Raw genomic sequence first — 14,113 nt, forward strand, 5'->3', positions numbered from 1 at the left:
CCTCTGATCCGGACTTTTCAGGGTTAGGGTAAATAACGGGTTAAGGATCGGGCTCGGCCAGCCTTAAAAGTTAACTCGCTGATACACTTGCGCCGATTTGCAGGTAGGATCGGATGTCTCTGGCTTTGGCGTCAGCGCGTAAACAGCGCACTCAAATCGTCGACATCCAGTTCGGTGATGGCGCTGTGGCGCGGATCCATCACCGCGGACTGGCCGATATAGGCCCAATAGAGAAACTCGGCGCGGGGCAGTGCCCGCTGGCTTTCCACCCCGGCCTCAATCAACCATTTCGCCATATAGCCGACCCGCCTCGCATCCACCGAGGCGACCATTTTGGCGACGTCTGTGTCGGTCGAGGCCATGGCGCGGATGGCACGGTCCAGGCTGCGATCTTCGTTGAAAGCGAGCTTCATCAGATGGGTCAGACGTGCGGCCCCCACGATCGACGTGTCGATCCCCTCGATCACCTGATCGGTCGTCCGCTCCTGCCAGCGCTGCAGAAGCTGTAGTCGAAATTCAGATATGTCTTTGAAATGCCAATAGAAACTTCCGCGTGACACGTTTAGGCCGGTGGCCAGTGCGCCGACCTTCAGCGCGTCGGCGCCTTGCCGCGCGAGGATCCTCAGCCCGTGGTCGAGCCAGGCCGAGCGCGTCAGGCGGTCTTTGGTCAGTTGGTCATCCATTCCCCGACCATACACATGTGTATTGACGAAATCCACGCTCTGGCGTTAACGTCCATGCAGAAGTGTATGGAGCGGCACTGGCCGAACAGTGCCCGATGCGGGAGGGAGAGCCGATGAGCGTGAGCGGCCTCGATAGATGGTACAGTTTCATGCGGTCTCATGATCGGGCGATGCTGTGGGACCTGCTGCATCCGGACGCCGTGTTCGAAAGCCCGGTTGTGCATGCGCCGCAGCGGGGCCGTGAGATCGTGTTCAAGTATCTGACGACTGCAGAGAAAGTGCTGGGTGGCCCCGGCTTCGCTTACAAAGGCGAATGGCGCAGCGACAACGGTGCGGTGCTCGAATTCGAGAACGAGATCGAGGGCATCAAAATCAATGGCGTCGACATGATCTCCTTCGCCGATGATGGCCGCATTACCCACTTCAAGGTGATGGTCAGGCCGCTCAAGGCCATCAACCTGTTGCACAGGCTGATGGGCGAGGAATTGGCGCGGCAATGAGCCGCCAGCTGCTTGCTTCATCTCCGATAGCAATTGCGTAAATCTGACACGGCGGCGCCGTATCATCCGATCAATTGAATTCAAACCGAGAGAATTCCATGCCCAGCTACAAAGCCCCGCTCGAAGACGTCGGCTTCCTGCTCAACGACGTGTTTCAGTTCGATCGCTACAACAATCTGCCCGGCTTTGCTGACGCGTCTGCCGATGTGCGCGAGGCGATTTTGGGCGAAGCCGCCAAGCTCAGCGAAGAAGTGCTGCAGCCGCTGAATCGCGTCGGCGATCTCGAAGGCTGCAAGCGCAACGACGACGGCAGCGTGACGACGCCGAAAGGCTTCAAGGAAGCCTACAAGCAGGTCGCCGAGGGCGGCTGGCTCGGCCTCTCGGCTCCCGCTGAATTCGGTGGCCAGGGTCTGCCCGTGACACTGTCCCAGACCGTCGCCGAATTTCAGATCTCCGCCAATATGGCGTTCTCGATGTATGGCGGCCTCACCATGGGCGCGACCGCAGCACTCATCGTGCACGGCAAGCCCGAGCAGAAGTCGATGTTCCTGCCGAAGATGGTCGCCGGCGAATGGACCGGCACCATGAACCTCACCGAGCCGCATTGCGGCACGGATCTGGGTCTTTTGCGCACCAAGGCCGCGCCGCAGGCGGACGGTAGCTACAAGATTTCCGGCACCAAGATTTTCATCTCGGCCGGTGAGCACGATCTTGCCGACAATATCATCCATCTGGTGCTGGCCCGTATCGAGGGCGCACCAGCCGGCATCAAGGGCGTGTCGCTGTTCGTCGTGCCGAAGTTCATGGTCAATGCCGATGGATCGATCGGCGCACGCAACGGCGTGATGTGCGGCTCGATCGAGCACAAGATGGGCATCCACGGCAATTCCACCTGCGTGATGAATTACGACGGCGCCACCGGCTGGCTGATCGGCGAAGAGAACAAGGGCATGCAGGGCATGTTCGTGATGATGAACGAAGCCCGTCTCGGCGTTGCCGTGCAGGGCCTCGCGCAGTCCGAAGTCGCCTATCAGAACGCGGTCGCCTATGCGAAGGACCGCCTGCAGGGCCGCTCGCTGACCGGGCCGAAGTCGCCCGACAAGCCAGCCGATTCGATCATGGTTCATCCGGACGTGCGCCGCACCCTACTCACCATCCGCGCCTTCAACGAAGCCGCCCGCGCGATGGTGGTGTGGACCGCGCTGAAGAGCGACGTCGCGCATCGCTCTGACGATCCGAAGGAGCGTCAGGCCGCCGACGATCACATGGGCCTGATGACACCGGTGCTGAAGGGTGTTTTGACTGACGGCGGTTTTGCCAATGCGGTCTCAGCGCAGCAGATGTTCGGTGGTCACGGCTATATCGCCGAATGGGGCATGGAGCAGTTCGTGCGCGACGCGCGCATTGCCATGATCTATGAAGGCGCCAACGGCATCCAGGCACTCGATCTGGTCGGCCGCAAGCTGCCGCGCGATGGCGGCCGTGCCGCGATGGCGTTCTTCGGCGAGGTCGGCGCATTTGCGAAGGAGCATGGCGCTGACGAAGCCATGAAGCCTTACATCGATCCGCTCTCGAATGCGCTCGGTCATCTGCAGCAGGCGACCATGTGGCTGATGAACAATGCCATGATGAAGCCCGACAACGCCGGTGCCGGCGCTACCGATTACATGCAGCTGTTCGGCCTCACCGCCTTCGCCTATATGTGGGCGAAGATGGCCAAGGTGGCGCAGGACAAGATTGCCACTGATGGTGCGACACCCTATCTGACCACCAAGCTGGTCACCGGCCGCTTCTTCATGGAGCGGATGTTGCCCGAAACCGCACTCCATCTCGCCCGCATCCAGACCGGCAGCGCGACGACGATGGAGCTTCCTGCGGAAGCGTTCTGAGACTAATAAGTACTCCGTCATCACCAATACACGCCGTCATTGCGAGCGCAGCGAAGCAATCCAGAAAGCCACAAGCGAAGACTGGATTGTTTCGTCGCAAGTGCTCCTCGCAATGACGAGCCGATAGATCAACTATCCGACAACCGGGAGAGAATGAATGCCCGAGGCATATATCTACGATCACGTTCGCACGCCGCGCGGCCGCGGCAAGGCCGATGGCTCGCTGCATGAGGTGACCGCGCTGGCGCTCGCCACCGCGCCGCTGAAGGCGCTCAAGGAGCGCAACAACCTGCAGCCGGGCACTATCGATGACGTCATCCTCGGCGTGGTCGACCCGGTCGGCGAAGCCGGTGGCGACATCGCACGCATGGCTGCGCTGTCGGCCGGCTACGGCAACGACGTGCCGGGCATCCAGATCAACCGCTTCTGCGCCTCAGGCCTCGACGCCGTGAACTTCGCCGCGGCGCAGATCATGTCTGGCCAGCACGACATGACCATCGGCGGCGGCGCTGAGAGCATGAGCCGCGTCGGTATCGGCGCGGCTGGTGGTGCCTGGCCGGTCGATCCGTCGATCGCCGTTCCTGCCTATTTCATGCCCCAGGGCGTCTCGGCCGATCTGATCGCAACCAAATACGGTTTCTCCCGCGACGACGTCGATGCCTATTCGGTGCAGAGCCAGCAGCGCGCTGCCAAGGCCTGGGATGAAGGCCGCTTCAAGAACTCGGTGATCCCGGTGAAGGACATCAACGGCCTCACCATTCTGGCCAAGGACGAACATATGCGCCCGTCCACCACGATGCAGTCGCTCGCGGCGCTGCAGCCTTCTTTTGTGACTATGGCACAGATGGGCGGCTTCGATGCGGTGGCGATCCAGTCGCATCCGGAAATCGAAGGCGTCAACTACGTCCATCACGCCGGCAACTCGTCGGGTATCGTCGATGGCGCTGGTGCCGTGCTGCTCGGCAGCGAGGCGGCCGGCAAGAAGGCGGGCCTCAAGCCGCGCGCGAAGATTCGCGCCTTCGCCAATATCGGCTCCGAGCCGGCGATGATGCTCACCGGTCCGGTGGACGTCACCAAGAAAGTACTGGAGCGTTCCGGCATGAAGCTGTCGGACATCGATCTGTTCGAACTCAACGAGGCCTTCGCCTCGGTGGTGCTGCGCTTTATCCAGGCCTTCGATATCGACAATGAGAAAATCAATGTCTGCGGCGGCGCCATCGCCATGGGCCATCCGCTCGGCGCCACCGGCGCGATGATCCTCGGCACTGTGCTGGACGAACTCGAGCGCACCAACAAATCGACGGCCCTCGTCACCCTCTGCATCGGCGGCGGCATGGGCACCGCCACCATCATCGAACGCGTGTAAGGAGCGGCCAACATGACCTTCAAGAATTTCAAGGTTGAGACCGACGCCGATGGCATCGCGCTCGTCACCTGGGACATCTCCGGCCGTTCGATGAACGTGCTCGACGTAGCGACCATCGAGGAACTCGGCGCCATCGTCGATCAGACCACTGCGGATGCCGCCGTGAAGGGCGTCGTCATCACCTCCGGCAAGGAAGCTTTCTCGGCCGGTGCCGATCTGTCGATGCTGGAAGGCATGGGCAAGGTGTTTGCCGAGACCAGGGCAGCCAAGGGCGAGGAAGCCGCGCAGCAGATGCTGTTCGACGAGAGCCGCAAGCTGTCGCTGACACTGCGCAAGATCGAGACCTCGGGCAAGCCATGGGTCGCGGCCATCAACGGCCTCGCGCTCGGCGGCGCGTTCGAGCTGACGCTGGCCTGCCACTATCGCGTTGCTGCGGAAAATCCGAAGACGCGTCTGGGTCTGCCTGAAATCAAGGTCGGCCTGTTCCCAGGTGGCGGCGGCACCCAGCGCCTCGCGCGCATGCTGCAGCCGCAGGACACGATGCAGATGCTGCTCAAGGGCGAAGCGATCAATCTCGTCAAGGCGAAGGCGATGGGCATCGTCGGCGCGGTGGTACCATCAGCCGATCTCATCTCGGCCGCGAAGGAGTGGATCAAGGCTGGCGGCAAGGCTGTCGCGCCTTGGGACGAGAAGGGCTTCAAGCTGCCCGGCGGCCCCGTCTATTCCAAGCAGGGCATGATGATGTTCCCGGCTGGTAACGCCATCTATCGCCGTGAGACCTTCGACAACTATCCGGCAGCCCGTGCCATTATGCAGTGCGTCTATGAAGGCCTGCAGCTGCCGATGGATGCGGCGCTCCGCGTCGAGTCCCGTCAGTTCGCGCATATCCTGCAGACCAAGGAAGCGGCGGCGATGATCCGCAGCCTGTTCCTGTCGATGCAGGAGCTCAACAAGGGTGCGCGTCGTCCGCAGAACGTGCCGCCGACCAAGGTCAAGAAGCTCGCCGTCATCGGCGCCGGCTTCATGGGCGCGTCAGTCGGCTTCGTCTCCGCGCGCGGTGGCATGGAGGTCGTGTTGATCGATCGCGATCAGGCCAGCGCCGACAAGGGCCTCGGTCATTGCATCGCCGCGATCGACGGTCTGATCGCCAAGGGCCGCGCCAAGGAAGCCGATAAGACCGCGCTGCTGGCAAAGATCACCGCGACTGCAGACTTCGACGTTATCAAGGAGTGCGATCTTGTTATCGAGGCCGTGTTCGAGGATCGCGCCGTCAAGGCCGAGATCTACAAGAAGGTGCAGCCGTTGTTGAAGGAAGGCGCCATCATCGCGTCGAACACCTCGACGCTGCCGATCAACTCGCTCGCCGAAGAATTCGCGGACCAGTCCAAGTTCATCGGCATTCACTTCTTCTCGCCGGTCGAGAAGATGATGCTGGTGGAGATCATCGTCGGCAAGAACACCGGCGACGTCGCGCTGGCCACCGCGCTCGACTATGTCCGCGTCATCGGCAAGACGCCCATTGTCGTCAATGACTCCCGCGGCTTCTTCGCCAATCGCTGCGTGCTGCGATTCACGGCCGAAGGCCTGGAAATGCTGCTCGAAGGCGTGCCCCCGGCGATGATCGAGAACACCGCCAAGATGGCCGGCATGCCGGTCGGGCCGCTGTCGCTGTCGGACGAGATCGCGCTCGACCTCGTGCTGAAGATCATGAAGGCCACCGAAGCCGATCTCGGTTCGCAGGCCGTCGATCAGGCGCAGAAGAAGCTGATTGTCGAGATGGTCGAGAAGCAGGAGCGCTTCGGTCGCAAGAACGGCAAGGGCTTCTATGAGTATCCGCCGAAGGGCAAGGGCTCCAAGGCTCTGTGGAAGGGCATCGCGCCGCTGCTGCCGAAACCGGTCGATCCCGATACGCTCGATGTCGAGGAGCTGAAACAGCGCTTCCTGGTGGTGCAGGCGGTAGAAGCCGCGCGTACCGTCGAGGATCACGTGATCGTCGATCCGCGCGAAGCCGATGTCGGCTCGATCCTCGGCTTCGGCTTCGCGCCGTTCACCGGCGGTACGCTGAGCTATATCGACTTCATGGGCACCAAGAAGTTTGTCGAGCTCTGCCACAAGCTTGAAGCCAAATACGGCTCCCGCTTCACGCCGCCGAAGCTGCTCGAAGAGATGGCCGCCAAGGGCGAGACCTTTTACGGTCGCTTCCCACCGAAGAAGCTCGCGGCGGCGTAGTCGATAGCACGGACCGTAATGCTCCCTCCCCTCAAGGCGAGCGAAGCTTCGCTAGGCGGGGGAGGGTCGGGGAGAGGGGTGTCCAGAACTCGGGCGTCGCGATTTGCGGCCACCCCTCTCCCTAACCGTCTCCCGCAAGGGGAGAGGGGACGACAGCGCCAAGTCTATCATGTGGTGATCAACGCGGCATCCAACACAAACAAAAAGGGCCAGATCAATGATCCGGCCCTTTCGTATTTCAGCTCGATGCCAGCAGCTTACGCCGCCTTCATCAGGCCTTCCTTCTCCAGCGCGGCCTGCACTTGCGGACGGGCAGCGACGCGATCCTTGTAGGTCGTCAGGTTCTTGAACTCGGAGAGGTCGATGCTCATCCGGTCGGCCCATTTCAGCATGACGAACAGATAGCCGTCGGCGACGCTGAAATCCTTGCCCAGCAGGTAGTCCTTACCTGCGAGCTGGCCATCGAGATATTTGAACTTGCCCATCAGGCGGGTCTTGAAGAAGCCCTTCACTTCGTCATCGAACACCGGCTGGAACAGCGGGCTGAAGTTCTTGTGCAGCTCGCCGTTGATGAAGCCAAGATACTCCTGCAGCTGGCGGCGTGCATCGCTGCCATTGGCCGGCGCCAGATTTTTGGCAGCGGCCTGGTCGGCGATGTACTGCACGATAACCGGACCTTCGGTCACGAGCGCACCGCTGTCGAGGCCGAGGGCTGGCACTTGGCCCTTGGGGTTGATGGCGAGATAGTCGTCGCCATTTTCCAGCTTCTTGGCTTTGAGGTCGACCTTCACGAGATCGTAAGGCAGGCCGGCTTCGAGAAGTGCGATATGAGGCGAGAGCGAACAGGCGCCTGGCGAATAATACAGCTTCATCGAAAATTCCTCCCTGAGGACATTGGTTTAACCACGCGGGTGACTAAATGCATATGCATGAAAGAGTCAAGATTGATGCAGCTGCATCAAGTGGGCTAGGGTGCCGCCACCATTTGGACTGAGCCATGAAACGTAAACCTTCCACCGAGGCGACAGCCGCCTGGATCCGCCTGATGCGAATCCAGAGCCGGGTGCTGGACGGCGTCGAGCAGGACCTCAAGCGCGCCGGTTTTCCGCCGCTCGCATGGTACGACGCGTTGGCCGAGTTGTCGCGCTCGCCGACCGGCGAGATGCGCCCGGTCGAGCTCGAAAAGCAGATGCTGATACCGCAATATTCGACATCGCGGCTGATCGATCGTCTGGTCGACGAAGGCCTGGCTGCACGCCGCGAATGCAAGATGGACAAACGCGGCCTGTTCGTCGAGATCACGGCTGCCGGGCGCGAGTTGCACAAGAAGATGGGCTGCGCCTATTCAACGGCAATCGAGAAACATGTCGGCTCGAAACTGTCCGACGCAGATGCAGCAAAACTGTGCGGCCTGCTCGACCGGCTCGGCTGCGCGTGCCAAGAAGCGGCATCGACAGTGACATCGCCGGCCGCCAGAGACGCCGCGCCGGCGCGATGAACCTTAAATTTTTGCCTGCGTTCGCGACCCGCACGGGCCGCGGGCGTTCCCGACACCGCGCGCAACAGATTGCAGCGCCTTTCATTCGGAATTTCCATGGCGCGTGACCAAATCGATATGACGCCGCTGCAGTCGCGCGACGAACTCGTGGCGTGGCTGGCGGCGGGCGTGAAGCCGCCATCGGAATTCCGCATCGGCACCGAACACGAGAAGACGCCGTTCACGCTGAACGGTCACAATCCCGTGCCTTACGAAGGCCCGCGCGGCATCGGCGCGGTGCTCGACGGTATGAAGCACCTGCTCGGCTGGGAGCCGATCATGGAAGCCGGCAATATCATCGGCCTCTATGACGTCACCGGCGGCGGCGCAATCTCGCTCGAGCCCGGCGGCCAGTTTGAATTGTCGGGCGCGCCGGTGGAGACAGTCCACCAGACGCAGTCCGAACTGATGGCGCATCTGGCGCAGGTGCGCGAAGTGGCGACGCCGCTCGGCATCGGCTTTCTGGGTCTTGGTCTCACGCCGTCGTGGTCGCGCGCGCAGATTCCGGTGATGCCCAAGGGCCGCTACAAGATCATGACCAACTACATGCCCAAAGTTGGCCAGTACGGTCTGGACATGATGTACCGGACCTGCACGGTGCAGACCAATCTCGACTTTTCCTCGGAAGCGGACATGGTCAAGAAGCTGCGCGTCTCCGTTGCGCTGCAGCCGATCGCGACCGCCTTGTTCGCCAATTCGCCGTTCACTGAGGGCAAGCCGAACGGCTTCCTGTCGTTCCGGTCCGAAGTCTGGCGCGACACCGACAATGCGCGCTCGGGCATGATCCCGTGGGCGTTCGAAGACGGCATGGGTTTCGAGCGCTGGGTCGATTACGCGCTGGATGTTCCCATGTATTTCGTCAAGCGCGGCGACACTTACATCGATGTGTCGGGCTCATCGTTCCGCGATTTCTTCGCGGGCAAGAACGAAAAGATACCCGGCGAGCGTCCCACTCTCTCGGATTGGGCCAATCATCTTTCGACGATTTTCCCGGAAGTGCGCTTGAAGCGTTATCTCGAAATGCGCGGCGCCGATGGCGTGCCGTCGGATCGTTTGCCGGCGCTGTCGGCGTTCTGGGTCGGATTGCTTTATGACGACAGCGCCCTCAATGCGGCCTGGGATATCGTCAAGAACTGGACTGCGGCGGAGCGACAGGCGCTGCGCGACGACGTGCCGAAGTTGGGCTTCAAGGCGAAGATCAAGGATCGGTATCTGTTCGAAATCGCCAAAGAGTGTCTGCAGTTGGCCCATGGTGGCCTGCGCCGGCGCGGCAAGCTCGACGCGCACGGCCGCGATGAGTCCCACCATCTGGAGGCACTCGATCGGATACTGGATTCCGGCAAGACTCCGGCCGAGCAGATGCTCGACAGGTTCCATGGCGCCTGGGGTGGCTCGGTGGCGCCGGCCTATAAGGAATACTGCTTCTAGATCAGCGGCTTGGCGAAGCTGAAAATCCGTTCATCAGCGGTACAGGTGACCGGCGTTCCAATGGCGTCCTTCTTACGCCATTTGCAAACCGCTGAAAGTCATCCTGCATGCCGAGGAACCTGTTCAGAGCGTGTCTGACAGCCCTCGCCATGCTGTTGGTCGCAGCCGTTACGCCTGCTCAGGCGCAAACCAATTTCGATCGTCCCGGCGGTGATTATTCGCGCTCGGTCTCACTATCCGGCGATCCGGCCGAATGCGCGCTGATCTGCGAGCGCGACAAGAAGTGCCGTGCCTGGAGCTTCAACTATCCGAGCGACAATTCCGAAAACGCAGTGTGCTGGCTGAAAGACAAGGTGCCGCCGCGGGTCGAGAGCTATTGCTGCGTCTCCGGCGTGCGTGGTGCCGGTGTCATTGAGCCGCGCACCGGTCCGGTGGAAACCTCGACAGATCGTTTTGGCGGCGACTATCGTTCGTTCGAGATCAAGAACGACGACAAGGCCGAGCACGGCGATGCCTGCCGCGATGCCTGCCAGGGCGACAACAAATGCCGCGCCTGGACCTTTGCGCGGCCCGGTTATGCCGGCAAGAATGCGCGCTGCTTCCTGAAGAACGACATCAAGCCGCCGCGGCGAAAACCGGGTTTCATCTCGGGCGTTGTGAGGTAGCATTCCGGCAATAAAGGGAGTTGAGCCATGACGCGTCTCCTGCCCGCACTGACATTCGCTGGATTACTGATTGCTGTTACGACGGTCGCCGCCGTCGCCCATCACGGTTGGGGCAGCTACGACGCTGCCAATCCGGTCACCGTGAACGGTCCTGTCGAAAACAGCAAATTCGAGAACCCGCACGCGACGATCGTGATCAAGGGGGCCGACAAGGCCTGGACCGTCACTCTTGCGCCGACCTCCCGCATGACGGCGCGCGGGGCATCTGCCGATATCGTGGCTATCGGCAAGACCGTCTCGGCGTTTGGCTATCCGTCCACCGTCGAGAAGGACGAGATGCGCGCCGAACGCATCACCGTGGACGGCAAAATCTACGAATTGCGATAGCGCTGCGGGCATGACCGAGGGCGCACCCGCGATCTTCATGGCGATGGAAGCGTCCGCAATTGGCGCTGCGATCCGGCAATCGCGCTGGCTCTATATGTCTGCCAATATCGGCCACATCGTCGCGCTGATGTTCTTCGCCGGTGCAATTGCGGTGATGGATGTTCGGCTCGCGGGCGGGTTGGCTGCAACGGCGCCCGGTCCGCTGCTGCGCAGGGCGCGCCGCTTTGCCATTGCCGGATTTCTCGGCCTCGTGCTCACCGGCGGCATTCTGTTTACCGCCGAAGCGAGTCATGTCGTGCTGAACCGCGTGTTTCAGATCAAGGCGGCTCTGATAGCGCTGGGCTTACTCAATGTCGTCTGGGTCGAGGCGATCATCGTGCCGAGGATCGCAGCGTTGCCACCGTTGTCACCGATGCCTACGGGTGCGCGGCAAGGCGCGCTGGCATCAATCGCCATCTGGTTCGCGGTCGCCATATGCGGCCGCGCGATTGCCTATTTCTGACGGGAAGAGCCTTCGGTCTCGAACGCCTTGCGCGCGGCCTTCGAGGCCAGCGCCAGCCACTGTCGTCGCAACAGCGGTTCGACCAGAGCGCGCTTCGCCTTGGACAGGCGGATCAGCACCATCGGATAATCGCGATAGTGATCGGTGAAATAGAAGATATTCGGTTCGTTCTCGACGAGCACGTCGCGCTCGTCCCGCTGAACGCCGGGCATCACCAGCGAGTCGCCGTCTTCCTTTAGTCGGACCAGCAGTTTCTTGCGCACCTTGAGAGCCGGTGTACCGTAGGAAGTGCCATCGTCGACTTCAGGCCAAGCGCGGGCGAGTGTGCGGATATCTTCGAACGTCATCGCGGTCCCGCCTCGCCGGTCATGTCGAGATGTCGAGCTTCCGAGGCGTGAAGCTTGAGTTCAGGCCACAGGGCCCGCCAGCGTGCAGACTTGGTCCGATACGCCTCTGCGGAGCGCTGTCGCGGCGCTCAATGCACCCCGGTAAAAAACCGCGCCATGCGGAAGCCCGATAGCCAGTTGGTGACCGGCTGGCTGCGCATGCCGAGATCCCATGAGCCGACAATGGCATCGACACGGCCGACGAGATTATCCATCGGCAGCAGGCCGACGCCGCCCTGGCTTACCGGCACGCGGCTGTCGGCGGAGTTGTCGCGGTTGTCGCCCATCACGAACAGGTGGTCAGGGGGAATGACGACTTCCGGCGTGTTGTCGAGGCGGCCGTTGTCACGCAGCTTGAAAATCGGATGCGACACGCCGCCGGGCAGGGTTTCGACATAACGATGCGCCGGTTCGGAGCCGCCGCTATCGTCTTCCGCGGCACCGATGCCGTCGGCCTTCACGGACGTCGCGACGCCATTGAGCCAGACCTGACCGCCGCGCAGTTCGACGCGATCGCCGGGCAGGCCGATCACCCGCTTGACCCACACCTGCGAACGGTCGCCGGGCCAGCGAAACACCACGACATCGCCGCGCTTCGGCGTGGTCGCGAAGACGCGGCCGGTCTCGGGAAGGGAGACATGGATCGGCAGCGAGGCTGTCGAATAGCCGTACGGAAACTTTGTCGCCAGCAGTGCATCGCCGATCAGCAGCGTCGGCTCCATGGAGGCCGACGGCACATAGAACGGCTCGGCGAGAGCCCCCTTTGCCACGAAGACGATGCCGACGATCGCGACGATCTGTGCCAGCTGACCGGACCAGCGTTTTGCGGTCGATGCGACGGTTGTGGTTTCCGTGTCCGTGGTCACTGGCCCGTTCCTCCGATGGTCACCTTGTCCATGCGCAGCGTCGGCTGGCCGACGCCGACCGGCACGCCCTGGCCATGCTTGCCGCACGTGCCGATGCCGTCATCGAGCGCGAGATCGTTGCCGATCATGCTGATGCGGTGCAGGTCGGTTGGACCGTTGCCGATCATCATCGCGCCCTTCAGCGGCGCACCGATCTTGCCGTTCTCGATCTTGTAGGCCTCGGTGCACTGAAACACGTATTTGCCGGAGGTTATGTCGACCTGGCCGCCGCCAAAGTTCACCGCATAGATGCCGTTCTTCACTGAGGCGAGGATTTCCGCGGGATCGCGCTGGCCGGCCAGCATGTAGGTGTTGGTCATGCGCGGCATCGGCACATGGGCATAGCCTTGACGGCGGCCGTTGCCGGTTGGCTTCATGCCCATCAGCCGCGCGTTCTGGCGGTCCTGCATGTAGCCGACCAGGATGCCGTCCTCGATCAGCGTTGTGCGATTGGTCGGCGTGCCTTCGTCGTCGATCGACAGCGAGCCGCGGCGCGACGAGATCGTGCCGTCATCGACGACAGTCACGCCTTTGGCGGCAACCTGCTGACCCATCAGACCGGCGAAAGCCGAGGTCTGCTTGCGGTTGAAATCGCCTTCGAGTCCGTGGCCGACGGCTTCATGCAGCATCACGCCGGGCCAGCCGGGGCCGAGCACCACATCCATTTCGCCGGCAGGGGCCGGGATCGATTCCAGGTTGACCAGTGCCTCGCGCAGCGCGCCGTCGGCTGCCGTGCGCCACGAACCGCTCTCGATGAAGCGCGCATAGCCCTCGCGGCCGCCATAGCCCTTCGAGCCGCTTTCCTGCCGATCACCCTGACCGGCGACGACGGAGATATTCACGCGGACCAGCGGACGGATGTCGCGATAGCTCTCGCCGTCCGGGCGCAGGATTTCGACCACCTGCCAGGTGGCGCCGAGGGAGACCGAGACCTGGCGGACGCGCGGGTCCTTGTCGCGGACATAGGCGTCGATTTCGGCCAGCAGCTTGACCTTGGCCTCGAAGCCCGGCGCATCCAGCGGATTGTCGTCACTATAGAGCCGCACATTGGTGTGCAAGGGCGCCGCTGCAAAGGTGCCCGCATAGCCGCCACGGACCGCATTGACCGCATCAGCCGCACGGATCAGCGCCGGAATGGAAACGTCGGAAGAATGCGCATAGCCGACCGCGTCGTCCTTGACGGCGCGGAGGCCAAAACCCTGCGCGGTGTCATAGGTCGCCTGCTTCAGCCGGCCGTTGTCGAAACCGAGCGCCTCGGACTGGCTGTATTCGAGAAACAGCTCGCCATCGTCAGCTCCCTGAAGCCCCCGTATGAGCTCGCGGCGAACTTCGTCGCGGTCCAGATTGGCGCGGTCGATCAGGGAGGTGGTGGCTGGGCTGGTCATGCAGGCTCCAATGTCAGCGGCGCGGCCCCGGCGCCGGGCGCGGGGCCACGATTTCAATTTGTAGCGACAACCCGGGGATGGGTCGCCTTACAATGGCGTAACCTGCGGCGAAACAGGCGATTCAAACCAAGATAGGTGCTGTTTTGACAAAAAGGGAGGCCTGCACATCGCCGGGGCGAGATCCTCTGGGAGCAACCGTGCCAGCCATGATGGGGCTACCTTGGAGCTATTACAAACTGCGCTCCGATGCG

Annotated in this window: 14 protein-coding genes; 9 read left to right on the top strand and 5 right to left on the bottom strand. The window is 62.2% G+C overall.

What is annotated here, in order from left to right:
• Positions 1-131: 131 nt before the first annotated feature.
• Positions 132-719: a TetR/AcrR family transcriptional regulator gene (locus HP556_RS03370; protein ID WP_338117526.1), complete on the bottom strand. Its 588-nt coding sequence runs from the start codon at positions 717-719 to the stop codon at positions 132-134.
• A 77-nt stretch (positions 720-796) separates the two neighbouring features.
• Between HP556_RS03370 and HP556_RS03375 the strand changes: the two genes are divergently transcribed.
• From HP556_RS03375 to HP556_RS03390, 4 genes are all read left to right on the top strand, one after another.
• Entirely contained in the window at positions 797-1,183 is a 387-nt protein-coding gene (locus HP556_RS03375) for a nuclear transport factor 2 family protein (protein ID WP_175365917.1), read from the top strand.
• A gap of 98 nt (positions 1,184-1,281) precedes the next feature.
• The gene (locus HP556_RS03380; RefSeq protein ID WP_089266812.1) at positions 1,282-3,072 is read left to right on the top strand and encodes an acyl-CoA dehydrogenase C-terminal domain-containing protein; all 1,791 of its coding nucleotides are present in this window, start codon (positions 1,282-1,284) and stop codon (positions 3,070-3,072) included.
• 157 nt (positions 3,073-3,229) lie between these two features.
• Positions 3,230-4,438, top strand: coding sequence for an acetyl-CoA C-acetyltransferase (locus HP556_RS03385; protein ID WP_068732581.1), 1,209 nt, complete (start codon positions 3,230-3,232; stop codon positions 4,436-4,438).
• A gap of 12 nt (positions 4,439-4,450) precedes the next feature.
• Positions 4,451-6,667: a 3-hydroxyacyl-CoA dehydrogenase NAD-binding domain-containing protein gene (locus HP556_RS03390; RefSeq protein ID WP_175365918.1), complete on the top strand. Its 2,217-nt coding sequence runs from the start codon at positions 4,451-4,453 to the stop codon at positions 6,665-6,667.
• 257 nt (positions 6,668-6,924) lie between these two features.
• Here the strand turns inward: HP556_RS03390 and gstA are convergent, their stop codons facing one another.
• Complete coding sequence (gene gstA / locus HP556_RS03395) at positions 6,925-7,539, bottom strand: glutathione transferase GstA (RefSeq protein ID WP_175365919.1); 615 nt, start codon at positions 7,537-7,539, stop codon at positions 6,925-6,927.
• A gap of 125 nt (positions 7,540-7,664) precedes the next feature.
• On the opposite strand from gstA, the gene HP556_RS03400 reads away from it, so the two are divergent.
• The 5 genes from HP556_RS03400 (at position 7,665) to HP556_RS03420 (ending at position 11,186) form a co-directional block, all read left to right on the top strand.
• Entirely contained in the window at positions 7,665-8,165 is a 501-nt protein-coding gene (locus tag HP556_RS03400; protein ID WP_068732586.1) for a MarR family winged helix-turn-helix transcriptional regulator, read from the top strand.
• Positions 8,166-8,261: 96 nt separating this feature from the next.
• Entirely contained in the window at positions 8,262-9,632 is a 1,371-nt protein-coding gene (locus HP556_RS03405; protein WP_175365920.1) for a glutamate--cysteine ligase, read from the top strand.
• Positions 9,633-9,781: 149 nt separating this feature from the next.
• Positions 9,782-10,297: a PAN domain-containing protein gene (locus HP556_RS03410; RefSeq protein WP_116664682.1), complete on the top strand. Its 516-nt coding sequence runs from the start codon at positions 9,782-9,784 to the stop codon at positions 10,295-10,297.
• Between the two features lie 27 nt (positions 10,298-10,324).
• Complete coding sequence (locus tag HP556_RS03415; RefSeq protein ID WP_175365922.1) at positions 10,325-10,684, top strand: DUF6152 family protein; 360 nt, start codon at positions 10,325-10,327, stop codon at positions 10,682-10,684.
• 10 nt (positions 10,685-10,694) lie between these two features.
• Entirely contained in the window at positions 10,695-11,186 is a 492-nt protein-coding gene (locus HP556_RS03420; RefSeq protein WP_175365923.1) for a hypothetical protein, read from the top strand.
• On the opposite strand, the gene HP556_RS03425 is transcribed toward HP556_RS03420, so the two are convergent.
• The 3 genes from HP556_RS03425 to tldD all read right to left on the bottom strand — a co-directional run bounded on the left by HP556_RS03425 (position 11,177) and on the right by tldD (position 13,862).
• Positions 11,177-11,533 (bottom strand): MmcQ/YjbR family DNA-binding protein, encoded by a 357-nt coding sequence (locus HP556_RS03425; protein ID WP_175365924.1) that lies wholly within the window; start codon positions 11,531-11,533, stop codon positions 11,177-11,179. The two genes, HP556_RS03420 and HP556_RS03425, sit on opposite strands and share 10 nt — an antisense overlap.
• 128 nt (positions 11,534-11,661) lie before the next feature.
• A complete protein-coding gene (gene lepB, locus HP556_RS03430) occupies positions 11,662-12,438 on the bottom strand; it encodes a signal peptidase I (protein WP_089266821.1) in 777 nt (258 codons plus the stop codon).
• A complete protein-coding gene (gene tldD, locus HP556_RS03435) occupies positions 12,435-13,862 on the bottom strand; it encodes a metalloprotease TldD (RefSeq protein ID WP_175365925.1) in 1,428 nt (475 codons plus the stop codon). Before tldD ends, lepB begins: the two co-directional genes overlap by 4 nt.
• Positions 13,863-14,113 lie beyond the last annotated feature (251 nt).

The sequence above is a fragment of the Tardiphaga robiniae genome (genome assembly GCF_013359755.1).
In the GTDB taxonomy this organism is placed as follows: Bacteria; Pseudomonadota; Alphaproteobacteria; order Rhizobiales; family Xanthobacteraceae; genus Tardiphaga; species Tardiphaga robiniae.

Bases quoted from the DNA above. Each gene is read 5' to 3' on its own strand.
- HP556_RS03375 (WP_175365917.1), top strand. From the start codon at position 797: ATGAGCGTGAGCGGCCTCGATAGATGGTACAGTTTCATGCGGTCTCAT.
- HP556_RS03380 (WP_089266812.1), top strand. From the start codon at position 1,282: ATGCCCAGCTACAAAGCCCCGCTCGAAGACGTCGGCTTCCTGCTCAAC.
- HP556_RS03385 (WP_068732581.1), top strand. From the start codon at position 3,230: ATGCCCGAGGCATATATCTACGATCACGTTCGCACGCCGCGCGGCCGC.
- HP556_RS03390 (WP_175365918.1), top strand. From the start codon at position 4,451: ATGACCTTCAAGAATTTCAAGGTTGAGACCGACGCCGATGGCATCGCG.
- gstA (WP_175365919.1), bottom strand. From the start codon at position 7,539: ATGAAGCTGTATTATTCGCCAGGCGCCTGTTCGCTCTCGCCTCATATC.
- HP556_RS03400 (WP_068732586.1), top strand. From the start codon at position 7,665: ATGAAACGTAAACCTTCCACCGAGGCGACAGCCGCCTGGATCCGCCTG.
- HP556_RS03405 (WP_175365920.1), top strand. From the start codon at position 8,262: ATGGCGCGTGACCAAATCGATATGACGCCGCTGCAGTCGCGCGACGAA.
- HP556_RS03410 (WP_116664682.1), top strand. From the start codon at position 9,782: ATGCTGTTGGTCGCAGCCGTTACGCCTGCTCAGGCGCAAACCAATTTC.
- HP556_RS03415 (WP_175365922.1), top strand. From the start codon at position 10,325: ATGACGCGTCTCCTGCCCGCACTGACATTCGCTGGATTACTGATTGCT.
- HP556_RS03420 (WP_175365923.1), top strand. From the start codon at position 10,695: ATGACCGAGGGCGCACCCGCGATCTTCATGGCGATGGAAGCGTCCGCA.
- HP556_RS03425 (WP_175365924.1), bottom strand. From the start codon at position 11,533: ATGACGTTCGAAGATATCCGCACACTCGCCCGCGCTTGGCCTGAAGTC.
- tldD (WP_175365925.1), bottom strand. From the start codon at position 13,862: ATGACCAGCCCAGCCACCACCTCCCTGATCGACCGCGCCAATCTGGAC.